The sequence below is a fragment of the Methylobacterium mesophilicum genome (genome assembly GCF_022179445.1).
Lineage (GTDB): Bacteria > Pseudomonadota > Alphaproteobacteria > Rhizobiales > Beijerinckiaceae > Methylobacterium > Methylobacterium mesophilicum.
The window spans coordinates 1-24,556 of sequence record NZ_BPQU01000019.1 but is presented as its reverse complement, the minus strand read 5'-3'; the positions used below and the strand labels follow the sequence as shown (position 1 = coordinate 24,556).

Genomic DNA, 24,556 nt, shown 5'->3' with positions numbered 1-24,556 from the left:
TGGTATGCGGCCTACTTGTTCTCCAGAACCTCGATCGGGTTCGTGCGCTGGCTGGCGGGCGGCTCCTTGGTCAGGTTGGCGCCGCCTTCCCGAGGCGCCGTGCCGTCCTTGGGCGCGCCGGGGCCGCTGGTGGCCGTTCCGCCCTGGCCGGACTGGGTCGGCACCGAGCCGGAGGCCAGTTCCAGGCAGGTCACCATCTCGACGTAGGACGGGTAGCCCCCGGCCTTGAACTGGTTCTCGCACTGGCGCTTGGCCGCGGGGCTGTAGTTGCCCCAGTTGTTCGCGGCCTGGCGCTTGGCCTCCCGCTCGGACCGGAGGCAGCCGTCGTAGTTGGCCTGATCGCTGATCGAGGTGTTGGCGACCTGCGCCGACTTGCAGGTCGACTCCACGTCGAGGTTCGGCACCGTGTCGGCCCGGGCGGATCCGGAGGCGAGGGCCAGGAGCGCGAGCGCCCCGGGGACGGCGGCACGGAAGGGGACAGGCATGATCGTGAGGCTCGCGGTCTGTGGCGATGGTCGCCGGCGGAATTGCCGGCACAACGCGCCAGGACGGCTTTCGGCACCACGCGCGCCCGCGTCAGTCGTCGTGCGCCCCGCGCAGGGCCTGGTCGAGGTCGTCGAACAGGTCCTGCGTGTCCTCGATCCCGGTGGACAGGCGCAGCAGGTCAGGCGGGCAGGGGCTGCCCGGCCCCTCCACCGAAGCCCGGTGCTCGATCAGGCTCTCGACGCCGCCGAGCGAGGTCGCGCGCTTCCACAGCCGCACCCGTGCCGCGGTGGCGATCGCGGCGGCCTCGCCGCCCGCCACCCGGATCGACAGCATGAAGCCGAAGCCGTCCTGCATCTGCCGGCGCGCCACCGCGTGCCCGGGATCGTCGGGCAGGCCCGGATACAGGACGTGGCTCACATGCGGATGCAGGCTCAGGCGCTCGGCGAGCCGCAGGGCGCCCGCCGATTGCGCCGCGGCCCGGAGGTGCAGGGTCCGGAGCGAGCGCATCAGCAGGTAGGCCTCGAAGGGTCCGAGGATGCCGCCGCTGCCGGCGCGGATGCCCCGGATCCGCTCCCAGAACGCGTCGGCCTTCGCGCCGGCGAGCACGCCCGCCACCACGTCGGAATGGCCGTTCAGGATCTTGGTGCCGGAATGCATCACGATGTCGGCGCCGAGTTCCAGCGGGCGGGTGTGGACCGGCGAGGCCGCCGTGGAATCGACCGCCAGCCGCGCTCCGGCCGCGTGGGCGATCTCGGCGGCGGCCGCGATGTCGGTCACGGTCCAGAGCGGGTTGCCGGGGGTCTCGATCCAGACGAGCTTGGTCCGGCCGGGCTCGATCGCGGCGCGCAGGGCCTCCAGGTCGTCGGTGTCCACGAAGGTCAGGCCCAGCCCGCGGCGGGGCGCCTCCTCGCGCAGCCAGCGCTTGAGCGCCCAGTACATCACGGTGCCGGCGACGACGTGGTCGCCCGGCTCCAGGGCGCCGAACACGGCGGTCGCCGCCGCCATGCCGGAGCCGAACAGCAGGGCGCCGGCCTGCGCCCCCTCCAGCATCGCCAGCACGGCCTCGGCCTCGCGCACGGTGGCGTTGTCGGGCCGGGCGTAGCAGTAGCCCGAGCTGTAGCCGTTGTCGGGGTCGCGGATGAACGTGGTGGAGAGGTGCAGCGGCATCACCACCGCGCGGGTCTCGGGCTCGATCCGGCCCATGGCCTGCGCGGCGAGGCTGCGGCGGGAGAAGCCCGCCGGCGTGCCGTTGCCGGTATCCGTATCCCCTTGCGGCGCGTTAGGCTGTGACATCTGGCGATTCCGGCGGATGGAAACGGGCGCGTGCCACGGCGCATGCGTCCCTGCAACCTGTGCAATCTGGATTGTGCCGCATCCCGAGAGCCCGCATGCGCGTATCGGGACGCGGCTCCCACGGAGAACGAACGACGATGCGGGCCGCGACACAAGTTCCCGAGGGTTCGGCCCTGCCGCCCTGGCTGCGGCTGGCCGCCGCGATCGTTCCGGTGGTGATCACCGCCGCGATCGGCTCTGCGGCGACCCAGGCGGAGATCCCGGGCTGGTACGCGAGCCTGAACAAGCCGTCCTTCAACCCGCCGAACTGGCTTTTCCCCGTGGCCTGGACGGTGCTCTACACGATGATCGCCGTCGCGCTGTGGCGGCTGCTCGGCGCGATGCCCCGCACCGGTCCGAGCCGCGAGGGCTGGTGGCTGGCGCTCGCCGCCTTCCTGGTCCAGCTCGTGCTGAACGCGGCCTGGACACCGGTGTTCTTCACCGCCCACGCCATCGGCTCGGGGCTGATCGTCGTGGCGATGCTGCTGGTGATGGTGCTGTGGTCGATCCGCCTGACCTGGCGGTTCGACCAGGCGGCGGCCTGGCTGCTCGTGCCCTACGCCGCCTGGGTCGCCTTCGCGACGCTGCTCAACGCCGCGATCCTGCGGTTGAACTGAGGGGGCTCAAGCCCCGGCATGCTCCTCCGATTCCTCGCCCGCCGGCTTGCCGTCGTCGCGGGCGCGGTGGAGCATGAAGATCGCCAGAACCATCGTGAGGATCAGCCCGGCCAGCACGCCGAGTTCGATCATCGAGGCGTTGAACAGCGCCTGCTTCTCCGGGGACCAGTCCTTGGCGTGGGTGATCTCCGAGGATTGCAGGGTGATCACCAGCACCCGTCGGATCGAGGCGATCAGGCCGACGATCAGGAACGGCTCGCAGGTCAGCTTGCCGGACCGCATCGAGACCCGCACGGTGTGCAGGATCTCGATCAGCATCAGCAGGAACAGCAGCCGGTCGATGACCTCCAGGATCTGCGTGGCGCCCCCGAGGGAGCGCAGCGCCTCCCAGGTCAACCCGGCGGCCTCGACCAGCGCGACAAGGGCCGTGACCGCCAGGAGCAGTCCGAGCGCCGCGTAGATCGCGTGCTCGGTGTGGAGGAAGATCCCGCTGGCGATCCGCGTCAGGCGCCCCTGCTGTTCGTCGTCCCTGTCGGCCATCGCGCAACGTCCCCCCGGTGAAACCGTGACGGCTGTCGCGGCCCCGGGCCGCGCGCACGTCGTTCACCGAGTCAGAGCATCAATCCGGGGGCGGGTCACCCCCGTCCGGGACGATGCTTTGGTGGAAGGGACGATGCTTCAGTGGAAGAACGGCAGGGCGTGCGGCGCCAGGTAGCCGAAGCCGAGCAGCGCCGCCCCGGCCAGTCCCAGGAACCCGCCCGCGAAGACCAGGATGGCGATGCCGGTGATCACCTCGGCCGAGGCGAGCACGATGCCGATCTGGAAGGCCGCGGAGGCCAATTCATAATGGTGGTAGCGCAGCAGCGACAGGTCGCGCCGCTCCTCGGAGGCGCGGGCCTTCGCGGTCAGCTCCTTGCGGCCCTCGCCGGTGGCGGGCTCGGATTCCCAGCGCGCCAGGGTCTTGGCCCATTCGGCGCGCTTGGCCGCGATCGCGTCCTGGTTCGGGCCGGGCGGCACCAGCGCGATCGCCTCGTCGGCGGTCTTGAGCACCGTCGAGCGGATCGTGCGCGCCTGGAAATAGGCCCACTGGTTGGCCGCCTCGACATTCGAGCCGATCGAATCCGTCTGCGCCGCCTTGCCCAGGGTCTCGCTGAAGGCGAGGAACAAAGCCAGGATCGAGATCAGCAGCGCGACGCGCTTGTTCGAACCCTCGATCGCCCCGTGACCACCCGACATGCTTCCCGATTCCCCGTTGATTCGACGGCGGGAGTCACATCCCATCGCGGCCCCGGGCGCAATGCGGAAGCGGCCGCCCTGCGCTATTCCGCGGCGATCCGCGGCGGCAGCGCCCGGCCGTCATTGGCCGGATGCCGCGCCTCGTCGTAGCCCGGCTCGTCCTGCGGGTCGTCCCGCTCGCCCACGAAGCGGCCGAACAGCCGCCCGAGCAGGCGCGAGAGGTCGTCCATCAGCACGAAGATCGCCGGCACGAACACCAGCGACAGCACGGTCGAGACGATCAGGCCGCCGATCACCGCCACCGCCATCGGGGCGCGGAACTCGCCGCCGATGCCGAACGCCATCGCGGAGGGCACCATGCCGGCGGCCATCGCGATCGTGGTCATCACGATCGGCCGGGCGCGCTTGCGGCCGGCATCGACGATCGCGGTGGTGCGGTCGACCCCGGCATGGATCTGCTCGACCGCGAAATCGACCAGCATGATCGCGTTCTTGGTCACCACGCCCATGAGCATCAGGATGCCGATCACCACCGGCATCGAGATCGGCATGTTGCAGATCAGCAGCGCCAGGATCGCGCCGCCGATGGAGAGCGGCAGCGAGAACAGGATGGTGAGCGGCTGCAGGAAGTTGCCGAACAGCAGGATCAGCACGCCGAACACCATCATCAGGCCGGCGCCCATGGCCAGCGCGAAGCCCTCGAACACCTCGCCCATCACCTCGGCGTCGCCGGTCTGGCTGATCGTCACCCCGGGCGGCAGGTTCTTGGCGGTGGGCAGGTTCATGACCTGCTTGATCAGCTCGGCCAGCGCGTCGGTGCCCTGCATGTCGCCCTCGATGGCGACGCGCACGGAGCGGTCGTAGCGGTCGATGCCGGTGGGACCCTGGCCGAGGCTGATGTCGGCCACCGTCGCCAGCGGCACCGCGGCGCCGCCCTTCACCGGGACCTTCAGGGTCTCGAGTTCGGACAGCCGGCCGCGCAGGCTCTCGGGCAGCTGCACCCGGATCGGCACCTGCCGGTCGGTGGCGTTGAACTTGGCGAGGTTCATGCCGATGTCGCCGATCGTCCCGACCCGGACGGTCTCCGCGATGGTGTCGGTGGAGACGCCGAGATCGGCCGCGACCCCGGGCTTGGGGCGGATGCGGATCTCGGTCCGGTCGAGCGGGGCCGTCGACATCACGTTGACGAGGTGCGGGATCTGGGCCGCCTCGCGCTGGAGCTTGGCCGCCACGTCGGCCACCACGGCCTTGTCGGGCCCGGCTATGATCAGCGCCATGTCGCGCTGACCGCTCTCGCGCAGGGCCCAGAACCGGATGTCGGGCTCCTCGCGCAGGATCGCGGCGATCTCCGCGTCGACCTGCTTCTGCGTGCGGTGGCGGGTGTTCTTCGGCGTGAGGTTGATGGTCAGCGTCGCGAGCCGGACCTCCTTCTTGCCGGGCAATTGCCGGCCGCCGTCCACGAACACGCTCTTCACCTCGGGCAGCGCCCGGATCTTCTGCTCGATCGCGTCGCTGAGCTTCACCGTGTCGGGCAGCCGGGCGCCCGGGGGCAGCTCCAGCACGAACAGCGTGCGGGCCTGGTCCTCCGCCGGCAGGAAGCCCGCCGGCAGGAGCCCCGTGGAGGCGATCGAGCCGGCAAAGCACGCGATGCCGAGGATCAGCGTGATGAACTTGTGCCGGACCGACCAGGCCACCAGCCGGGTGTAGCCGCGCATCACGATCCCGTCCGTCGTGTGGTCGGGGCCGTGGTCGCGCAGGAAGTAGGCGGCGAGCAGCGGCGTGATCAGCCGCGCCACCAGCAGCGACATGAACACGGCGGCCGCGATGGTCAGGCCGAATTGCTTGAAATACTGGCCCGCGATGCCGCCCATGAACGAGACCGGCGAGAAGATCGCGATGATCGTCGCCGTGATGGCGATGACCGCGAGCCCGATCTCGTCGGCGGCCTCGAGCGAGGCGCGATAGGGCGATTTCCCCATCCGCATGTGCCGGACGATGTTCTCGATCTCCACGATCGCATCGTCCACCAGGATGCCGGTGACCAGCGTGATCGCCAGCAGGCTCACGGCGTTGAGCGAGAAGCCGAGCGTGCTCATCACCCAGAAGGTCGGCAGCACCGAGAGCGGCAGCGCCACGGCGGCGATCAGCGTGGCGCGCCAGTCGCGCAGGAACAGCAGCACCACGACGACCGCGAGCGCCGCGCCCTCGATCAGGCCCATCATGGCCGAGTGGTAGTTGCCGATGGTGTTGACGACGCTGGTGTCGATCAGGTCGAACCGCACGTCCGGGTTGGCCGCGTGGAGCGCGGCGATCTTCTTGGCGACCCCGACCGAGACGTCGGCGTCGCTGGCGCCGCTGGCCCGGGAGACCGCGAAGGCCACGACCGGCTCGCCGTTGAAGCGCGCGAAGGTGCGCGGCTCCTCGGCGGTGTCCGACAGAGTCGCCAGCTCGTCGAGCCGGACCTTGCGGTTGCCCGGCACCACGATCGAGGTCTTGGCCAGGGTGTCGAGGCTCGCCGAGGCGGCGAGCGCGCGGATCGACTGTTCCTGCCCGCCGACCTCGCCGCGCCCGCCCGCCATGTCGGCCGACGTCAGGCGCAGCTGCCGGTTCACGTCCGCCGCGGTGATGCCGAGCGCCAGCAGGCGGTCGGGCTTCAGGGTGACCCGGATCTCCCGGGCGACGCCGCCCAGGCGCTCGACGCCGCCGACGCCCTTCACGCTCTGCAGGCCCCGGGCGACCACGTCGTCCACGAACCACGACAGGTCCTCGGGCGTCATCGCAGGCGCGGAGGCGCCGTAGACCATGATCGGCAGGCCGGCGATCTCGACCCGGGAGACGATCGGCTCGTCGATGGTCCGCGGCAGGTTCTGGCGGATCTTGCTGAGCGCGTCCTTGACGTCGTTGGTCGCCCGGTCCTGGTTCACCTCCAGGCGGAACTCGATCGTCGTGGTCGAGATGCCCTCGGTGATGGTGGACAGGATGTGCTTGACGCCCTTCACCCCGGCGACGGAATCCTCGACCCACTTGGTGACCTGGGTCTGAAGCTCGGCCGGCGCCGCGCCCGACTGGGTGATCGTCACCGAGACGATCGGGATGTCGATGTTCGGGAACCGGGTGATCGGCAGGGCGCGGAAGCTGACCAGCCCCAAGATCATCAGGACCAGGAACAGCACCACCGAGGGCAGCGGCTTCCGGATCGCCCAGGCGGAGACGTTGAGGCGCATGTCTCTGGTCCTACCGCGGGGCCGCGTCGGCCATCGGGGCGCTGACGGGCGCGCTCATGGGCGTGTTTGTGGGAGCGGAGACCGCCCGCACCCGGTCGCCGTCGCGTAGGAAACTGCCGGCCCGGGCCACGACGCTCTCGCCGGCCGCGACGCCTGACCGGATCTCGGTGAAGCCCTCGGAGGTGAGGCCGGAGGTGACGGCGCGCGCCTCGACCCGCCCGTCCTTGGCGACCAGCACGCTGGCCCTGCCGTCCGCCGCGTAGAGCAGGCTGGAGACCGGGACCGCGAGACCCTCCCGGCGCGCCACCTCTACGTTGCCGCGGGCGAAGGCGCCGATGCGCAGGGCCGGATCGTCGGAGAGGCGGATGCGGACCTTGCCGAGCCGGGTCGCCCGGTCGACCTCCGGGTAGACCCGGCGGACCTTGCCGCGCAGCTGGCGGCCGTCGTCGAGATCGAGGCTCGCCGGATCGCCGACCTTGATGCGGGCGAGCGCGGTCTCGGGCACCTCGCCCTCCAGCTCGATCTCGCCGCGGGCGATGAGGCGGAACAGCGGCTCCCCCGCCGCCGTGACCGAGGCGCCGACCCGGGCGGTGCGGCGGTTGACGATGCCGGCCTCGGGGGCGCGGATGTCGGTGCGGGCGCGGCGCAGGGCGATCTCGGATCCGGCCGCCCGCGCGGTGGCGAGGTCGGCCTGGGCCGATTGCAGCCCGCCCTTGGCGGCGGCCAGGCGGCCCTCGGCCCCCTGCGCGGCCGAGACGCGCTGTTCCAGCACGGCCGCGGTGGCGTTGCCGGTCTTGGCCAGCGACTGGGCGCGCTCCAGCGATTGTTTGGCTTCGACGCTGGCGGCCTCGGCCTGGACGATCTGGCTCCGGGCCTGGACGATGGCCGCCTCGGCCCGGGCGACCGCGGCGACGTTCGAGGCCTCCTGGGTGACGATCATCTCCTGGGACAGCCGCGCGAGCACCTGGCCCTTGGTGACGCGATCCCCTTCCTCGACCAGCAATTCGGTGATGCGCAGGCCCTCGACCTCCGGGGCGACCAGGATCTCGTCCCGGGGGACCAGCGTTCCGGTGACGACGGCGCGCTCCACGATCTCGCGGCGCTGGACCGGGACGACCGTGACCGCGGGGGCGATGGCGGAGGCGTCGGGGACCGCGGCCGTCTCGACGGCGCGGGCCGGCATTGCTGCCAGGATCAGGAGCCCGCACAGGACGCTGAGGCGGCACGCGCGCCCGGACATGATCGGCAAAACGGAAGCCTCGCTGGCGGGGTTGTACTGGTGCTGCCCCTCCGTCGCTGTGCAGATCGGCGTTTTCATGGCGCGGGCACTCTCGATCGAACCAGCATAGCGGCTTCGTACAAGTCCGTCCCCGGAGCCTGGAGCCGCAGGTGGGGTGCAGATGAAAACAGCAGCGTTTGACCGCCTCCGACCTGCAACCGTCGCCGCGATGGGCCGTTATTAGTCCGATGGTCTTCGTGCGACCCGGGAGGATTCGATGAGCATCTTTCAGATCAAGCAGACGAAGAGCGGCGCCGTGGTCTGGACCGGTGCGGCCGACGACGCGCAGACGGCACTCGACGCCATGGCCCGCGAGGCCGGATACCGCGACTTCTCGGCCCTGCCCGACACGATCCGCGACACCGGACTCGAGGCCGCCAAGCTGGACCTGATTTCTTAAGACAGTCTTTGCCATCGCGAAGCGAGCGAAGGGCGTCCGTCATCCATGACGGACGCCCTTTTTTATGTCTGCTCGGCGAGCATCCGTGTCAGCCCTGAAAGACGCTAAGCCGGCTCCTTCAGTCATCCCGGGTCCGCGAAGCGGAGTCCGGAATCCGGAAACACAGGTCGCGCAGGATCTCGCGCTGTCGGCGGCTCTGGGTTCAGGGTTCGCCTGCGGCGCCCCGGACTGACGGGGTGGAGGTAGGGGTCGCGGTCGAGCGCCCGCTGCACTCAGTCGCTTCGCTGCGCCGCCTCAGAGGCTGTGGGTCTTTCGATTCATCGCTGGCGACGGTCGATGACGCTGCAGCAGACCTCAGGAGGTTCATCCAGGCTCGCGATCCCATGTGGGACGTCCCCCCGAAGGTTTGGGCTCGAGGTCGATGATGGAGCGCGACATGCCCCCTCTCCCGTGCGGGCTAGCGGATTCACACATCGGGTCTGCAGAATACACGGGAGGCACCGCGGCTTTCCCTCCCCCCTGTGCGGGGGAGGGTGGCCCCCAAAGAGGGTCGGGAGAGGGGAGCAACGGTGCAGAACAGGACTTCGCCCGTCGGGCCAGTCGCGGCCCCCTCCTGAACCCGGGTTCCCCTCTCCCGACCCCTGCTGACGCAGGGGCCACCCTCCCCCGCAGAGGGGGGAGGGAGATGCGCGTGGGGGTAGCCTTGGCCCTCATCCGGCAGCGATGTGTCCACGTCGTAGCCCGCACGGGAGAGGGGGCCCGCGGCTCCTACTGGGGCGATAGGCCCGTCCGGCACCGCTAAGGCGTCGGATGCATGGGGCATCGAAGGGCGATCGATCGAAAGGCTCACCGCCTCTCAGGATGAGGTCGAGGATTGGAATGACTGGTCAAACAGGCCCTCAGCCGCGACCGATCTCCCGGACCAGCGCCTCGATCGTGGCCGCGCAATCCGGGATCGCGCTCGGCCGGTACAGGCCGCCGATGATCGATGGGTCGAGGGCCAGGCCGGCGCGGATGAGGCCGGGCCATGCCTCGGCGGTCGGCCAGCCGTGGTGGACGATGGCGGCGCCGCGCTTCTGCAGCGCCTCGGCCTTCTCGGTCTGCTCGCCGTAGGCGCGCTCCTCCGGCAGGCAGAGGAAGCGCTTGGCCTGTCCGGCGGCCAGCGCCACCAGCCCGTCGCCGCCGCCGCCGATCAGCAGGCCCGCCCGGGCGACCCGGGCCTCGACGTCGCCGACCCAGCCGTGCAGGTGCAGGTTGCTCGGGAGGTCGCCGGAGCCCGAGACGGGTCCGAGCACGTGCCAGGGCCGGTCGGGCACGGCGCGGGCCGCCGCGGCGAGGTCCGCCAGGTCGCCCCCCGCGCCGCCGCGGCCGAACACCACCAGGATGTCGTCGCCCGCCGCCGCGGCCGCCTGCGCGGGTGCGGCGAGGAACCCGGCATAATGCGTCTTGGCGCGGACCCAGTCCGGCACGCCGGCCCCGTCCAGGGCCTCGGGGAAGGGCGCGAGCAGGCGCGTCGCGCTGCGGAAGGCTTCCAGATGCGGCCGGTCGGTGCGGGTGCCGGCGAGGCGCACCACCAGGGTCGGCACCGACAGCAGGCGCGCCAGCAGGGCGACCTCGACCGAGACGTCGACCACGATCAGCGCCGGGTCTGTCCGGGCGGCCCATTCGGCGATGCGGGCCATGCGGGCGCGCACGCCGGGATGGTTCAGGGGCGCGTAGTGGAACGCCTCCGGCCGCCCGGCCTCGCCGTCCCGCCCATCGAATTCCGAGCCGCCGAGCGGGCGGTCGTCGGGCAGGTCGAGCACGTCGAGGCCGGGTCTGGCGATCGCGCCCGCGTCGAACGCGGCGAGGGTGCCGATCAGCGTGCAGGGCCGTGGCAGGGCGGCCGCGACCGCGCGGGCGCGCTGGAGATGCCCGGCGCCCTGATGGTGGACGTACCAGCCGATCCCGCTCGTCACGCGGCGTCCCTCAGCGACAGGGCGAGGGCGTCGAGGTCGGCGAGCGCCCGGTCGAGGGGACATTCCCGGGCCGGCGGCGCACGCGATTCGAGGATGGGGTCGGCCCGCTCCACGAAGGCGATGTCGTTGGGGCAATCGCCCAGGGCGGCGAGGTCCGCGGCGCCGAGCCCGAGCCGCGCGCAGGCCTCCGCCCGGGCCGGTCCGGCGAGGTGGAACGCCCGGCGCAGTTCGGCCCGGCGCAGGACCAGGGCCTGCCAGTGGGCGGCCTCGGGCAGCAGATACGGCTCTCCGTCGAGGACGCGGGCGCGGCGCGCCATCTCGGTGGCCATGCCGCCCGAGACCCGGCCGGTGTGGCGGGACGAGACCATCACGCGCACGTCCGGGCAGTGGCGCAGCCGGGCGCCCCGCGCCCGCAGCAGCCCGACGAGGGCGTTGTCCTCCCCGCAGGGCAGGGGCGGCAGACCGCCGACCGCCCGATACAGCGCCACCGGGACGGCGAGGCTGGCGCCGGTATGGTCGCCGTGGCGCGGCGCCGGGTCGTGCGGCGGCGGATCGAGGAGGTCTTCCAGCCGCCGGACGCCCGCCCAGTAGCGCTCGATCCGGGCGTGCAGCTCGGCAAGCCGCGGGTCGGCGGCGCCGTCGTCGTCGATCACCAGGCGGCCGCCGACCACGTCCGCGTCGCGCAAGGCCGCCACGTTCGCCGCCACCCAGTCGGCCGGGAGGCGCGCGTCGGCGTCGGTGGTGAGCAGGATCCCGTCCGGGCCGGTCTCGGCGTCGAGCCAGTCGGCCCCGGCGTCTAGGGCCATGCGCCGGGCGGTGCCGACATGGGCCTCCGGGCCTTGCAGCGCCACATCGATCACCCGCAGCGTCAGCCCTGCGAGCGCGCCGGATCCGTCCAGAGCTCGGATCGCCGCCACCGTGCCGTCGGTGCAGTTGTTGGCGAGAACCACCACCCGCAGCGGCGCCTCGGCCGAAAAGCCGTCCTGCCGGGCCAGGGAGGCGAGCAGCAGCGGCAGCCGCTCCGCCTCGTTGCGGGCGGGGATGCACACGACGCAGGGCCTGGCGAACGGGGTGGCGGTTGCGCGGGTCATGATAGCTAGTCTTCCCAACCTCATCCGCGCGCTAGACGCAGTGTTTCTGCCGTCCCCGGCACGCGTGTGGGCGTCACGGGTCTGTGGCGCCGGCCGAGGCGCGGGTCGGATCTCCCGTCCGGGCTCGGATGCTGACCCATCTGGTCTTGGATCGCCTCCGGCTGGACAGGAGATCCACGCCAGACCTGATCCCCGCCCTTCCTCCCCCCTTTGCGGGGGAGGGTGGCCCCTGCGTCAGCAGGGGTCGGGAGAGGGGAGCGACGCTTCCGAAAAGGTCGCGGACGCCTGATCCATCCTGCATCGTCGCGCTGCCCCTCTCCCGACCCGGCCTGACGGCCGGCCCACCCTCCCCCACAGAGGGGGGAGGGAGAGCGCGGCGGGCGATGGCGCCTACATCCGGAAGACGGCGTGTGAACATCCCGGCCCGCTCTGCCAGGCAGGCCCCCGCCGGTCTCCGTTACGCCCGCCCGCCGGCCACCCGCAGCGTCGGCTGCGCCCGCTCGGCGCAGCGCGCCATCACGGCATCGTAGCTCTCGAGATAGCGATCGGTCATGGCGGCGGCGTCGTAGAGGGCCTCGGCCCGGTCGCGGCAGGCCCGGCGCGACAGGCCGGCGGCGTCCCGGATCGCCACGGCGAGGTCCTGTGAATCGTCCGGCCGGGCGAGGCGGCCGCACTGGGCGTCGAGGATGTCGGGCATCGCGCCCCGGCGGAAGGCGGCCACCGGCGTGCCGCAGGCGAGCGCCTCGGCGACCACGAGGCCGAACGGCTCCTCCCAGCGCGGCGACACGATCGCCACCCGGGCGCGGCCGAGATGGTGCGCGAGGTCCCGGTGCGAGAGGTGGCCGAGATGGGTCAGGTCGGGCCCGAGCCGCGGGGCGATCTCGGCCGCCCAGTAGCCGGGATTGAGCTTGGGGCCCGCGAAGGTCAGCGGCAGCCCGGCCGCGCGGGCGGCGTCGATGGCGAGGTGCAGCCCCTTCTCGGGTACGATCCGGCCGGACCAGAACGCGAAGGGCGGGGCGTCGGGAGTCTCGGAATACGCGAAGGTCGAGAGGTCGACGCCGTTGTCGACCACCTGCGCGCCGGGCACGAGCGATTGCCATTCCTGGGCGAGCGAGGGCGAGACCGCCAGGAAGGCCATGTCAGGATCGGCCTGCACCACGCCGGAGACCAGGGCGTCGAAGGGCGGGGTGTGCAGCACCGTGACCCAGGGCAGCCCGAGCCGGGCGCTCATCTGCAGGGGCAGGGCGTGCAGCGCGTTGTTGTGCACGAGATCGAACCCGCCGGCCGCGACCAGCTCCATCATCCGCCGGTAGGCGTCGTACTCGGCCGCGTCGATCGCCTCCTCGCGCTCGGGATCCGCCACGGCGTCGCCGGTCGGGTCGCACAGCATCACCGGTTCGAGCGCCGGGTCCGAGCCCCGGCTGGCGAACAGCGTCACATCGTGCCCGCGCCGCTTCAACGCCACGGTCAGCAGATGCGTGTGCATCTCCAGACCGCCGGCATAGGGCTGGCCGATCGGGTACTTCAGATGTGCCAGGACAGCGATCTTCACGCGCGCACCGAATCCGGTTGTGTGGGGATCTTTGCCGGCCGCAGCGAAGCGAAAGGAATTTCGTCCGCAGCGAGCGTGGCGGGTATCATGCCCATCTTTTCTTCATCAAGCGTTGCGTCATCGACGCCGGGAGCGACGACGGACGCAGCGCGTTCCCACCGTCATAAGGGCTGCGGTCTGAACCGATGATGATCGAGACGCGAGGTCGACCATTCAGCCGGGTGCGCCACCCCGCCTGGGTCCGCCTGACCCACTGGACCGGCGCCGCCGCGACCTTGGCGCTGATGGTCAGCGGCACCGCGATCCTGCTCGCCCTGCCGAAGCTGTTCTGGGGCGAGACCGGGGCCAACGACGCGCCGGCCTGGATCGCCCTGCCGCTGCCGGTGAACCTCGAGCAGACCGGCTGGGCGCGCAACCTGCACTTCCTGGCCGCCTGGATCTTCGTCCTCAACGGGGCCGCCTACCTGGCCCTGGCGCTGCTGCGCGGGCATCTGCGGCGGCGCCTGCTGCCGGAGCCGGCCGAGATCCGGCCGCGGGCGCTCGCCGGCGAGGTCCGGTCGCATCTGCGCCTGCGCGGCGGGGCGCCGGCGACCGGCCGCTACAACGCGCTCCAGAAGCTCGCCTACCTCGTCGTCCTGCTGGTGCTCGCGCCGCTGATGCTGCTCAGCGGCCTGACCATGTCGCCCGGCGTCACCGCGGCCTGGCCTGAGCTGTTCACGCTGTTCGGCGGGCGGCAATCGGCCCGGACGATCCACTTCCTGGCGGCCTTCGCGATGGTCGCGTTCCTCGCCATCCACATCTGGCAGGTGTTGGCGAACCGGCCGCTGGACCTCATGCGCGGCATGATCGCCGGGCGTGCCGGCAACGCGGAGGAGAACCCATGAGCGCGCTGACCCGTCGCCGCCTGATCGTCGGGACCGCCGGGATCGGCGCGGCCGGCCTCGTCGGCGGCTGCGATCCCGGCGCGCCGCAGCTGCGCCCCAATCCCTACGGGTTGAGCGACTGGCTGACCTTCGCGGGGCAGCGCCTGCTGCTGGCGCGCCAGCCGCTCGCCCGGGAATTCGGCCCCGAGGCGATCTCGGCGGTGTTCCCGACCATCAACACCACCGACCCCGACGACCCGGCCTATCGCCGCTCGAAGGCGCAGGGCTTCTCGGATTGGCGCCTGCCGGTCACGGGCCTCGTCGAGCGGCCTGGGGCGTTCTCGCTCGCCGCGCTGAAGGCGATGCCGGCGCGCACGCAGATCACGCTCCATTCCTGCGAGCAGGGCTGGTCGGCGATCGGCCAGTGGACCGGCGTTCCGCTGTCCCTGGTGCTCGCCGCCGCCGGGATGCGCCCGGAGGCGCGCTACGTGGTGATGCGCAGCGTCGACGGCTGGTGGGACAGCTACGACCTGTTCGACGCCCTCCACCCGCAGACCATCCTGGCCTACGGCATGAACGGCGCCGACCTGCCGGTGGCCCACGGCGCCCCGGTTCGCCTCCGGGTGGAGCGACAGCTCGGCTACAAGTCCTTGAAATACCTCGCCAGCATCGAGGCTGTGGACCGCGTCGACGGCATCGGCCACGGCCGCGGCAGCATGGTCGCGGGCCTCGGGTTCAGCTGGTACGCTGGCATCTGAGCCGCCCGTCGACGCCGTGCGGCCGGGGAGGGGCTTCATGGATCTCACGATCGGTCTGAGCACGTTCGCGCTCGGCGCGGCGGCGCTGGCGGTGGTCACGCTGGCGGCCGGCGTGAAGATGATCCCGCAGGGCCACGTCTTCACGGTCGAGCGGTTCGGCCGCTACAACCGCACCCTCGAATCGGGCCTCGGCCTGATCATCCCGTTCGTCGAGCGCGTCGGCCGGCGGGTGAACGTGATGGAGCAGGTGGTCGACGTCCCGAGCCAGCAGGCCTTCACCCGCGACAATGCCGGCGTCACGATCGACGCGGTGGTGTTCTACCAGGTGCTCGACGCGGCCCGCGCCTCCTACGAGGTCTCGAACCTCGACCTGGCCATGACCACCCTGACCATGACCAACATCCGCACCGTGGTCGGCTCGATGGATCTCGACCAGCTCCTCGCCCACCGGGACGAGATCAACGAGCGCCTGCTGCGGGTGCTGGACGCGGCGGCCTCGCCCTGGGGCGTCAAGATCAACCGGATCGAAATCAAGGACATCGTGCCCCCGGCCGACCTCGCCGGCGCCATGGCCCGGCAGATGAAGGCCGAGCGCGAGAAGCGCGCCTCGATCCTGGAGGCGGAGGGGCAGCGGGCCGCCGAGATCCTGCGGGCCGAGGGGCGCAAGCAATCGGCGATCCTGGAGGCGGAGGGCCGCCGGGAGGCCGCGTTCCGCGACGCCGAGGCGCGCGAGCGCTCGGCCGAGGCCGAGGCGGCGGCGACCGGGATGCTCAGCCGGGCGATCGCCGAGGGCGACATCGCGGCGGCCAACTTTCTGGTGGCGGAGAAATACGTCGACGCGGTGCGGGCGTTGGCCACCGCGCCGAACCAGCGCGTGGTGGTGGTGCCGATCGAGGCGGCGGCGCTCGCGGGCACGCTGGGCGGCATCGGCGAGCTCACCCGCGCGGTCTTCGGCGAGGCTGCCGCCCCGCCCCGGCGCGCCGGCTCGCCGCCCAACGTGTCGGCTCCGCGGGCCGGAACCCCATGACCGACGGCTTCGGGATCCTGGCGGCCCTCGGGCCGGCCTGGAGCTGGGTGATCGGCGGCCTCGTCCTGGCGGGCGCCGAGATCGTGGCGCCGGGGGTATTCCTGATCTGGCTCGGCCTCGCCGCCGTGGCGACCGGCCTCGCCGCGGCGCTGATCCCGATGCCCTGGCAGGGCCAGACCCTGCTGTTCGCGGCCACGGCCGTCCTCCTGGTCGGCCTCGCCACGCGCCTGCACCGCCGCACGGATTCCCGCGACGCCCTCAACCGCGCCGACCGCGGCCTGATCGGCCGCGAGGGCGTGCTCGCCGAGCCGATCCTCCAGGGCGCCGGCCGCATCCGCTTCGACGACACGCTCTGGCGGATCGAAGGGCCGGATTTGCCGGCGGGGGCGCGGGTGCGGGTGGCCGGGTTGTCGGGGACGGTGCTGCGGGTGGAGGGGGTGTGAGGGGCCCGTAGGGCAGTCCCCCCGCGACCCACGGTGACGTGATCGACCGCCCTTCCGCGTCCCGGAAGCGTCGCCTCGACAGCGCGGCCGCGCGACGGGCGGCGCAGGTGCCGGGCTACGGGGCGGGAGGTTGGAATATTCGGCACTCCCCAGCGGGGAAACCCAGCCTTCTTCCGGTGAAGGCTTGGCCGATGCAGCCACGCGCCGTCATCATGAATGGGGGGCAGGCCTGGGGAGGGGAATCGTCCGACCTGCGTGACCCGGAGGGCACCCGGAGACGACCCGGACGAGCCGCGGCGGGACATCGCCGCGCGCGTCCCGCCGCGGCTCGAGGGCAAGCGTTGCGGATCATGGACCGGCCGGCCCGACGGCTGTGCCTTGGCGACCCGCGAAAGCCGGCGCGATCGCGGTTGCGACACGCCCGCGCCGTTCCTGTCAGGTCAAACCCGCGCCACCAAACGCCGGGCGCAAGCATCTGCCAGTCCTTCGGCCACGGCCCTAAACGCGCTGTTAACCTTAATCAGTGATTGGCCAATGATTAATGGCGTCGCGCGGAGTGTACCTGTCGCCGCGCAAGGATGGCAAATTATGCGGCTGATCGTCGGCACATTGATCGTCTTCGCCTGCGTCTTCGGCAGCTACGCGGCGATGGGTGGCCACCTGCTCGTCCTCTGGCAGCCGTTCGAATTCGTCATCATCCTCGGTGCCGCCATCGGGGCCTTCGTCATCGGCAATACCGGGCCGGTGCTCAAGGCCGTGCCCGCCATGCTGGGTACGCTCGTGAAGGGACCGAAATACACGCAGAAAAGCTATGTCGAGCTGCTGGGGATGCAGTATTCATTGTTCAAGCTCGCGAAGTCGAAGGGCGCGATGGCGCTGGAGCCGCATATCGAGGATCCGGATGCGTCGACGCTGTTCAACGCCTTCCCGACCTTTGCCGCCAACCATCACGCCGTCGAGTTCGTCTGCGACTACATGCGTATGGTGACGCTGGGCGCCAACAACGTCTACGAGATCGACGCGCTCATGGACGAGGAGCTGCAGACGCACCACCAGGAGCAGGAGCGCGTCGTCTCGGCCATGCAGGCGCTCGCCGACGGGACGCCCGCGCTCGGCATCGTCGCCGCCGTGCTGGGCGTGATCAAGACGATGGGGGCGATCAAGGAGCCGCCGGAGGTGCTGGGCCACCTGATCGGCGGCGCGCTGGTCGGCACCTTCTTCGGTGTCTTCGTCGCCTATGGCTTCTTCGGGCCCATGGCGCAGTCGCTCAAGAGCCTCTTCGAGGCGGAGTCCAAATACTACCTGTCCCTCAAGGCGGGTCTGCTCGCCCATATCGGCGGCCAGCCGCCGGTGATGGCGGTGGAATTCGCCCGCAAGTCCCTGATGAGCGACGTCCGCCCGACCTTCAACGAAGTGGAAGCGGCAACCGCCGCTCTCCCCGCCCAGATCTGACCCAAGCGCAAGCGGGGACTCGATGGCCACGATCATCATCAAGAAGGTCAAGAAGGCCGCGCACGCGCATCACGGCGGGGCCTGGAAGATCGCCTATGCGGACTTCGTGACCGCCATGATGGCGTTCTTTCTGCTGATGTGGCTGATCAGCATGACGACGCAGGAGCAGAAGAACGGTTTGGCGGAATACTTCGCGCCTTCGGCGTCGAGCCCGGCCACCAGTGGCGCGGGCGGGATGCTGTACGGCACCGCCCTCGACACGTCCGGCAACAAGGCGTCCACGCCCCGCGACGCAGCGAGGGGCTCCGCCGAGCGGGACGACAGGGCGCGCGCGACCACTCCGGGCCGCGCCAGCGATCTCGATGCCAGCCGGTCGGCCTCCAGCGTGCAGGCCGATTACAGCGCCATCGCCAGCCTCCGGCAGGCGCTCCAGACGTTGCCCGACATCGCCGAGCTGTCGAAGAACATCGTGATCGAGCCGACCAAGGAGGGCGTGAACGTGTCCCTCGTGGACCAGGACGGCCGCTCCATGTTCCGCGATGGCTCCGTCGAGCCCCACGAGCGCACCCGTCGCGTCCTGGAGACGCTCGCGCCCGCCCTGCGCCAGCTGCCCAACCGCCTGTCTGTCACGGGCCACACGTCCGCCATGCGCCCGGGTTCGGCGCGGGCCGTCGAACCCTGGAACCTCACCGCCGGGCGCGCGCTCGCCGTGCGCGAGATCCTGGCGGGTTCCGGGGTTCCCAACGACAACTTCATCTCCGTGGTGGGACGTGCCGACACCGAGCCGGTCTTCCCCGACAACCCCTACCTGGCGCCGAACCGACGGGTGACGATCACGCTGCTTCACGCGACCCCGCCGGCGCCCGCGAACCTGTTTCGCTGACGACGAGGCGCCTCCCGCGAAACGCTCTCCGCGCCGGCCTGTGTAGCTACGGGTCGGAGCGGTTCGAATTTGGATCTCTCCCCAGCGCGGAAGGCTCAGCCCTCCTCAAGGGACGGCTTGATCGATGCCGCCACGCTTCGTCGTCCCGGGGCCGCGCAGCGGAACCCGGGGTCCAGAGACGCCGATGTGTCAAGCTCTTGTACGGGCAGCATTTCCGGGCTCCGGGCTCGCCTGCGGCACCCCGGAGTGACGGCGCGGGTTCTCAGAGAGGGGGTATCGATCCTCGGGAGATGAATCGTCCAGCCGGCGTAACCGGAACTCATGTAGAGCGGGCGTCTTCTCGGGTGCGCGTGGTGTCCGTCCGGGATCGAGGTCAGCCCGCGCTGTTGGATCGCGGCCGGCATGCTGGCGCCTTGCTGACCATCGTTCTCGGGTTGCGCGGTGAGTTCCGGTGTCGAGCCAGGGCGGTAGGCCCTGACCCGTGGAACGCCCGCTACCCGAACGCCCCGACCTCGTGCTGGATCATCCCGGAGATCTCCCGCACCTGGTCGAACAGGCGGCGGATCGGCTGGAACAGGTTGGCGTGCTCGGCCTCGTAGGTGCCGACATCCCGGGGGCCGGCGGGCTCGCCGAAGTTGAGGCCGAGCGTCGGGTCCGGGGTGACCGGGAAGATCGCGTCGAGCAGCGTCAGGCAGCCGTCGATGTCGAGGCGCAGGACGCGTTCGAGCAGCTGCTCGCGGGAGATGCCGGCCTGCGGGCGGAAGCCCGGGATGTGAACCGCCAGGAACCAGATCCGGTGGATCAGCGCCAGCCGCAGGGCGTGCAGCAGGGTCAGACGGGCCGACATGCCGGGCAGGTCCGGGGCGGCGGTGGTGAGCGCCAGCCAGTCGCGGGTCAGGCGGCCGAACAGGCCGCGCAGGGACGATGCGAGGTCGAGGCGCTCCAGCGCGCCGGCGATCACCACCAGCTCCTCCCGGCGGAAGTCCTTCTGGGTCCGCCGGGCCCGCTCCAGCCACACGGCCGGGTCGAGGGTGTCGATATAGGCGCGCAGCACGTCGAGGTCGCCCAGCGCGGCGGCATGCTGGACCAGCCGGAACGCCCGCGAGAAGCGCACCGAATCCCGGCGCATGTCGCGGAACAGGTCGGGGCCGCGCTGGGCGGCCCGGCCGATCCCGTGGAGGGAATTGGCCAGGAAACCCAGCTGATGCAGGATCGCGTTGTTGGGGATCGCCCGCATCTGGGTCGGATGGGTGATGCGTGCCGGCCCGCCGTTGTCGGTCTGGCGCGCCACCGGGCGGGAGCCGGTGCGGTCGATCAGGCTCGGGCCGAAGGTGCCGAGCAGGGCGGCGTAGCCCGGGTCGTCGACCAGGGCCTCCATGTCCTGCCGGGCGGCGGTGAAGAATTCCAGCGCGAAGTCCGGCTCCGAGTAGATCGGGTCGTCCTTCGCGTCGCCCCCCGCCGCGGTGTCGTTGAGGGCATAATCCGAGAAGCTGTCGTCCTCGGCGATGTCGAGGGCGTAGACGTGCTCGGCGATGCGGGCGACGCTGGCCTGGGCCAGCGCCTCGGTGCCGTAGAGCAGGTAGCCGTCGGTGCCCTGGAAGCTCGATTCGAGCCGCACCTTCAGGCCGGCCTTGCGGGCGCGGTCGCGGGCGTCCTCGGGGGCCAGGTAGGCCAGGCGGTCGCGCAGCGAGGTCGGGTGAGCGCCCCGGCCGATCGATTCGCCGTGGGTGTCGAAGATCGCGAGCTCGACATCGGCCAGCCCGTTCTGGACCAGCATCTCGGTGATGCGCAGGCGCAGCCGCTCGATCCAGAACGTGGCGGCGAGCTGGCCGACATAGCGGCCGGAATCGGAGTAGCCGAACTGCACGGTGAGCCGGCCGATCCGCTTGAGGTACTGGCGCCAGTGCGGGTTGCGCAGGGCGTCGTCGAGCACCCGGATGCCCTGCTCCAGGGCGCTCGCGGTCTCGAACAGGGGCGTGATCTCGAGCTTGTCGGCGATGCCGTAATGGCGCGCGAGCCACAGGGCGGCCAGCAGGGTGTAGCCGGTCTCGGTCTCGGCGATCAGGAAGCGCACCGGGTGGGTGCCGTCAACGTGCTTGAGGATCTGGGCGATGGTCATCATCAGCCGGGCGGCCGAGGCCCGCTCGGCGGCCAGCGCGCCGAAATCCACCGCCACCGGCCGGACGTCGTTGAGCAGGCTGTGGATGGTCGCCAGATGCGAGCGGCGCTGGGCCGAATCGGTCGGCTCGCCCTCCAGGTCGATCACCCGGCGCACGGCGTTGTGGATCTGGCTGGCGTTCAGCCGGAAATGCGGCAGGGCGTTCGACAGGCCGTGGGTGGCCACGCCCGAGCGCAGGATCGCGATCGCCCGCTTGTCGGCCGCGTCGGCCCCCTCGAGCGCCGCGGTGAGCCCGGCGACCAGGGCGCCGGCATCGGTCTGGGCGCGCTCGCGCTCGATGATCAGCGCCAGGGCGAAGCGGTGCACCGCTTCGAGCGACGGCTTGTCGCCGAGCCGGGGGGCGACCGCGAGCTGGCGGTTGACCGCGGCGAGCGCCTCCGCGGCCAGCGCCCGGACCTCCCGGCAGGCGGGCCCGTCGGGCAGGTCGCGCATCACCCGGTCGAACTGCATGCGCTTGGAGATCAGCCGGTAGCGCAGGGTGTCCCACCAGCCGATATCGGTGCGCCCGTCGGTGTCGCAGCCGACCCAGCTGGCGATGGCGAAGGGGCGGGGGGTCAGCTCGGTCCATCGATCGGGCCAGCGGGTGCGGGCGGCGTCCAGCAGGGCGCCGTTGAACGCGTCCAGCGCGAGCCGTCCGTTGTTGGCCGCCGCGCAGGCCTGCTCGAACTCGACGTCGAGGGTGATCGGCGCGTCCGGCCGGGTGGAGAGGGCGGCGGCGCGGGCGATCAGGTCGGCGCGGGCGGCCGCGTCGGGCAGGCTGGCGGCCTGCGCCAGCAGGGTCGCCACGGCGCGCGGCATGCCGAAGGTCGGATGCGCCGTGAACACCACCGCGAAGGCGATGCGGTGGATGAAGGCCGCGAAAGCCGAGACGCCGTCCGGGCCGCCGGGGGCGGCGGCGACTAGGCGCGCGGGGATCGCGGAGTCCGCGTCGGCCGGCCCGGCTTCGAGCCCGACATAGCCGCGCAGCCGCTCCGCCCGGGCCGCCAGGGCCGGGGCGCGCAGCCGCTCGAACAGGCCGTCGAGGTCGTCCGCCGCGATCTCGTTGCGGTCGAACCGGCGGGTGATCGCGAGCGTCACGGCCAGGACGGGGTTGCGGAACGGGTCCTCCCGGGCCTGCTCCCGGGCGCTCTCGATGAGGCCGAGGAGATGGCTCTCCAGTTCCTCCGGCTCGCGGCTCGACTCGTGCTGCATGGATCGGTCCCGACTCCGGCTCGCTCGCGTCTACCCGGCCCAGCACCTTACGCAAGCCGTGTTCCACGGAGTCGCCGGTGCGGTCCGATCCCACATGCGGTCGCTGTTCGGCCGAGTACGGGGTGACGACGGGCCTTCGAGCGGGTTAGAGCTTCCCGCCTGATGGAGCGCCTGCTGATCATCCTGGCTATAGTGGCCTTCGTCGTCGCGGGACTTGCGGTCGCCGCCATGACGGCCCGGGGCCGGCGCGAACCCCTCCGCATGGGCTCCGAACTCGACGTCGAGGACGAGGACCTGGTGATCGGCTCGGTCGGCCCGCGCATCAGCCCGATCGACCGCGCGGCGCAGGATCTCGACCCGCGCGTTCCGGACCCGCACCTCCTCGACACGCGCGTACTCGATTTGGAAGCGATCGAATTGCAACCGATCAGAGCCCTCGATAGGACCGGCCGGATCGAGCCGCCGCGGCGCGATCTGCCGGAGGCGGACCGATGAGGCTGTATCCCGGGGCGGCCGGCCTGCTGCTCGCCCTCCCGTTCGCCTGCCTGCCGGCCGGAGTGCCGGCCCCGCAGGCCGCGCCGGGCCCGGCGCAGGCGGCGGCCCCCGCCCAAGTTCCCGCCCAAGTGCCCACGCAAGTGCCCAAGCAAGTGCCCACGCAGGTTCCTGCGCAGGCCCCCGCGCCCGCCCCGTCCGAGCCGGCCCCCGATCCCACTGCGGCCGCCGCCGCGCAGGTCGAGCAGCCCTGCGGGGCCCGCGCGGCGCGCTACGAGGGTGGCAAGGGGTTCAAGATGGTCGTGACCCGCGCCGGGCAGGTGCGGACCACGAATCCGCTCCGGCCGCTGACCCCGGAGGTGAACGAGGTCCTGCAGGTGGTGATCGCCGGCAAGGTCGCCACCGCGTACGGGCCGGATTTCGCCACGCTGCGGCGCGGCACGGCGCCGGCCACCATCGAGGCGATGCTCGGCGGGCCGATCCGCTGGCAGCCGTCCCTGCCGATCCTGGCGGACCCGATCACCATCGTGGCCGAGGAGGGCTCGACCCTGGCGCAACTCGCGTTCCGCGCCTGCGAGGATCCCCCCGCCGTCAAGGCCGCGCCGAAGGCCCAGGCCAAGAAGAAGGCCCCCGTCCGGCGCGCGGCGCCGAAGGAGGCCACCCAGAAGGCGCCCCCGGGCTTCTCCATGCCCCAGGGCGCGATCGCCGAGTGAGCGCCTACTTCTGCTTGGCGATGACCTTGTCCTTGATCCCGTCGTAGACGTTCTGCGGGATGATCTTCTTGGAGACGAGGTCGTCCTTGCCGCGATAGGGCCGGCCCTTGATGATCGCGGCGGAGCGGGCGGCGCCGATGCCCGGGAGGGCGTCGAGGTCGGCGGCGCTGGCGCTGTTGAGGTCGAGCAGCGCGCCCTTGGCGGCGTTCGGCGGCCCGGCGACCGGCGCGCTCGGGGCGGCCGGCCTGGCGGGGGCGGTCGGCGTCGCGGGGCTCGATGTCTGCGGAGCCTGCGCGAGGGCAGGCACAGCCATCAGGCTCGAGAGCAGGGCGAGGACGGCAAACGTCGTTTTGGAGGAAGCCATGGCGTGTCTCCCGAGGGGTCGGCCCGCTCCGCGGCGCCGTGGAAAAAATCTGGGCCCGGCAACTTGAACCCGGGCTTAACGGTTGTGTCGCCGCACCTCTAGCCAGGGGCCGGCGCCGACGCTATAAGCGCGCCCTCATCCGTATCCCGCGGTGTGCGAGGCGATCCTCGATCGAGGAGCCGCTCGCGCGCCGCTTTGCCCGCGGCATCACGAAGGATTCCTGCCATGGCCGTTCCGAAGCGAAAGACTTCCCCCTCCCGTCGCGGCATGCGCCGCTCGGCCGACGCCCTCAAGGCGCCGACCTACGTCGAGGACAAGGACTCGGGCGAGCTGCGCCGTCCGCACCACATCGACCTGAAGACCGGCATGTACCGCGGCCGCCAGGTCCTGAAGGTGAAGTCCGCCGAGGCGTAAGCGTCACGGCCGGCTCGACGCTTCGTCGGTCCGGCCTCGCCCTCATCCCCGGGAAGCGCTTGCGAAGCAGGCGCCTCACCGTGCCGGGAGGGGGTTGGAACGTGCGTTACGCTTACCGCCCGCAATGACGGCGGCGGCGATGCAACGAAATTACGCGAGCCGCCGGGCAGTCTCGGCGTAGCGCGCCGCGGCCGCCTTCGTGCGTTCCAGCCGCGACGGCCTGAGGGTCGGGTCGGTGGCGATCAGCAATTGCGCCACGAAGCCCGCGCAGGCGCCGCCGGAGCCGAATCGGTCCGGCATCAGGATCGTGACGCGCGCCTCGCGCCGTCCCCCATCGACCACCACCAGCGCCCGAGCCGGCGAGACGGCGTCCGTCGCCGCGACCGCCCCGGCCGCAGCGCCCACGGATTGCGCGGGCCTGCTCCAGGTTGCACCGGTCCGGCCGACTGTCCCGATCCGCGCCATCGCAACATCCCCTGCACGTTTCCGCGCTCATGTTGCAAACGTGGGGCCGGCGTTAATGGTTCGTCAACTTGTCAAAAACGCTTAGAGCTGTTCCCACTTATGTAGCGACGGCCAAGTCGTCCTCGTATCCGGCGGCG

Annotated in this window: 23 protein-coding genes; 11 read left to right on the top strand and 12 right to left on the bottom strand. The window is 71.5% G+C overall.

Annotated features, from left to right (window positions below; translation table 11 throughout):
• Positions 1–11: 11 nt before the first annotated feature.
• Entirely contained in the window at positions 12–485 is a 474-nt protein-coding gene (locus tag MFF40_RS18255; RefSeq protein WP_147854622.1) for a hypothetical protein, read from the bottom strand.
• Positions 486–576: 91 nt separating this feature from the next.
• Positions 577–1,779 (bottom strand): trans-sulfuration enzyme family protein, encoded by a 1,203-nt coding sequence (locus tag MFF40_RS18250; protein ID WP_147898106.1) that lies wholly within the window; start codon positions 1,777–1,779, stop codon positions 577–579.
• A gap of 137 nt (positions 1,780–1,916) precedes the next feature.
• Between MFF40_RS18250 and MFF40_RS18245 the strand changes: the two genes are divergently transcribed.
• Positions 1,917–2,435, top strand: a complete 519-nt coding sequence (locus MFF40_RS18245; RefSeq protein ID WP_147898107.1) for a TspO/MBR family protein — start codon at positions 1,917–1,919, stop codon at positions 2,433–2,435.
• Positions 2,436–2,441: 6 nt separating this feature from the next.
• On the opposite strand, the gene MFF40_RS18240 is transcribed toward MFF40_RS18245, so the two are convergent.
• The 4 genes from MFF40_RS18240 to MFF40_RS18225 form a co-directional block, all read right to left on the bottom strand.
• Complete coding sequence (locus MFF40_RS18240) at positions 2,442–2,975, bottom strand: phosphate-starvation-inducible PsiE family protein (RefSeq protein WP_147854619.1); 534 nt, start codon at positions 2,973–2,975, stop codon at positions 2,442–2,444.
• A gap of 138 nt (positions 2,976–3,113) precedes the next feature.
• A complete protein-coding gene (locus tag MFF40_RS18235; protein ID WP_147854618.1) occupies positions 3,114–3,671 on the bottom strand; it encodes a DUF4337 domain-containing protein in 558 nt (185 codons plus the stop codon).
• A gap of 83 nt (positions 3,672–3,754) precedes the next feature.
• On the bottom strand, positions 3,755–6,895 hold the full coding sequence (locus MFF40_RS18230; RefSeq protein ID WP_147898108.1) for an efflux RND transporter permease subunit: 3,141 nt from the start codon (positions 6,893–6,895) through the stop codon (positions 3,755–3,757).
• Between the two features lie 10 nt (positions 6,896–6,905).
• Positions 6,906–8,213: an efflux RND transporter periplasmic adaptor subunit gene (locus tag MFF40_RS18225; protein ID WP_147898109.1), complete on the bottom strand. Its 1,308-nt coding sequence runs from the start codon at positions 8,211–8,213 to the stop codon at positions 6,906–6,908.
• A 178-nt stretch (positions 8,214–8,391) separates the two neighbouring features.
• Here MFF40_RS18225 and MFF40_RS18220 point away from each other — a divergent pair, with 178 nt between their 5' ends.
• Positions 8,392–8,574 (top strand): hypothetical protein, encoded by a 183-nt coding sequence (locus MFF40_RS18220; protein WP_147857491.1) that lies wholly within the window; start codon positions 8,392–8,394, stop codon positions 8,572–8,574.
• An 899-nt stretch (positions 8,575–9,473) separates the two neighbouring features.
• Here the strand turns inward: MFF40_RS18220 and MFF40_RS18215 are convergent.
• The 3 genes from MFF40_RS18215 to MFF40_RS18205 form a co-directional block, all read right to left on the bottom strand.
• Complete coding sequence (locus MFF40_RS18215) at positions 9,474–10,532, bottom strand: glycosyltransferase (protein ID WP_238261663.1); 1,059 nt, start codon at positions 10,530–10,532, stop codon at positions 9,474–9,476.
• Positions 10,529–11,623, bottom strand: a complete 1,095-nt coding sequence (locus MFF40_RS18210) for a glycosyltransferase family 2 protein (protein ID WP_238261661.1) — start codon at positions 11,621–11,623, stop codon at positions 10,529–10,531. The genes MFF40_RS18215 and MFF40_RS18210 overlap by 4 nt, the downstream gene beginning before the upstream one ends.
• Positions 11,624–12,080: 457 nt before the next feature.
• Positions 12,081–13,175, bottom strand: coding sequence for a glycosyltransferase family 4 protein (locus MFF40_RS18205; RefSeq protein WP_238261659.1), 1,095 nt, complete (start codon positions 13,173–13,175; stop codon positions 12,081–12,083).
• Between the two features lie 185 nt (positions 13,176–13,360).
• Between MFF40_RS18205 and MFF40_RS18200 the strand changes: the two genes are divergently transcribed.
• The 6 genes from MFF40_RS18200 to MFF40_RS18175 all read left to right on the top strand — a co-directional run bounded on the left by MFF40_RS18200 (position 13,361) and on the right by MFF40_RS18175 (position 18,601).
• Positions 13,361–14,059, top strand: coding sequence for a cytochrome b/b6 domain-containing protein (locus tag MFF40_RS18200; protein ID WP_147899505.1), 699 nt, complete (start codon positions 13,361–13,363; stop codon positions 14,057–14,059).
• Positions 14,056–14,796: a molybdopterin-dependent oxidoreductase gene (locus MFF40_RS18195; protein ID WP_147899504.1), complete on the top strand. Its 741-nt coding sequence runs from the start codon at positions 14,056–14,058 to the stop codon at positions 14,794–14,796. Before MFF40_RS18200 ends, MFF40_RS18195 begins: the two co-directional genes overlap by 4 nt.
• A gap of 37 nt (positions 14,797–14,833) precedes the next feature.
• The gene (locus MFF40_RS18190) at positions 14,834–15,823 is read left to right on the top strand and encodes an SPFH domain-containing protein (protein WP_147899503.1); all 990 of its coding nucleotides are present in this window, start codon (positions 14,834–14,836) and stop codon (positions 15,821–15,823) included.
• Positions 15,820–16,266 carry an NfeD family protein gene (locus tag MFF40_RS18185; protein ID WP_238261657.1) on the top strand — a complete coding sequence of 149 codons (447 nt, stop codon included), beginning with the start codon at positions 15,820–15,822 and terminating at the stop codon, positions 16,264–16,266. Before MFF40_RS18190 ends, MFF40_RS18185 begins: the two co-directional genes overlap by 4 nt.
• A gap of 378 nt (positions 16,267–16,644) precedes the next feature.
• The gene (gene motA / locus MFF40_RS18180; protein WP_238261656.1) at positions 16,645–17,718 is read left to right on the top strand and encodes a flagellar motor stator protein MotA; all 1,074 of its coding nucleotides are present in this window, start codon (positions 16,645–16,647) and stop codon (positions 17,716–17,718) included.
• A 22-nt stretch (positions 17,719–17,740) separates the two neighbouring features.
• Positions 17,741–18,601 carry a flagellar motor protein MotB gene (locus MFF40_RS18175; RefSeq protein WP_147856236.1) on the top strand — a complete coding sequence of 287 codons (861 nt, stop codon included), beginning with the start codon at positions 17,741–17,743 and terminating at the stop codon, positions 18,599–18,601.
• A 493-nt stretch (positions 18,602–19,094) separates the two neighbouring features.
• Here MFF40_RS18175 and MFF40_RS18170 read toward each other — a convergent pair whose 3' ends face one another.
• On the bottom strand, positions 19,095–21,971 hold the full coding sequence (locus MFF40_RS18170; protein WP_147899444.1) for a phosphoenolpyruvate carboxylase: 2,877 nt from the start codon (positions 21,969–21,971) through the stop codon (positions 19,095–19,097).
• A 162-nt stretch (positions 21,972–22,133) separates the two neighbouring features.
• Between MFF40_RS18170 and MFF40_RS18165 the strand changes: the two genes are divergently transcribed.
• Together MFF40_RS18165 and MFF40_RS18160 are read left to right on the top strand one after the other, a co-directional pair.
• Entirely contained in the window at positions 22,134–22,466 is a 333-nt protein-coding gene (locus MFF40_RS18165) for a hypothetical protein (protein ID WP_147857895.1), read from the top strand.
• Positions 22,463–23,176, top strand: coding sequence for a hypothetical protein (locus tag MFF40_RS18160; protein WP_238261655.1), 714 nt, complete (start codon positions 22,463–22,465; stop codon positions 23,174–23,176). Before MFF40_RS18165 ends, MFF40_RS18160 begins: the two co-directional genes overlap by 4 nt.
• Positions 23,177–23,180: 4 nt before the next feature.
• Here the strand turns inward: MFF40_RS18160 and MFF40_RS18155 are convergent, their stop codons facing one another.
• Complete coding sequence (locus MFF40_RS18155; RefSeq protein ID WP_147898179.1) at positions 23,181–23,540, bottom strand: ComEA family DNA-binding protein; 360 nt, start codon at positions 23,538–23,540, stop codon at positions 23,181–23,183.
• A 225-nt stretch (positions 23,541–23,765) separates the two neighbouring features.
• On the opposite strand from MFF40_RS18155, the gene rpmF reads away from it, so the two are divergent.
• Entirely contained in the window at positions 23,766–23,954 is a 189-nt protein-coding gene (gene rpmF / locus MFF40_RS18150; RefSeq protein ID WP_003601373.1) for a 50S ribosomal protein L32, read from the top strand.
• A 150-nt stretch (positions 23,955–24,104) separates the two neighbouring features.
• On the opposite strand, the gene MFF40_RS18145 is transcribed toward rpmF, so the two are convergent.
• Positions 24,105–24,419 carry a hypothetical protein gene (locus MFF40_RS18145; protein ID WP_238261653.1) on the bottom strand — a complete coding sequence of 105 codons (315 nt, stop codon included), beginning with the start codon at positions 24,417–24,419 and terminating at the stop codon, positions 24,105–24,107.
• Positions 24,420–24,556 lie beyond the last annotated feature (137 nt).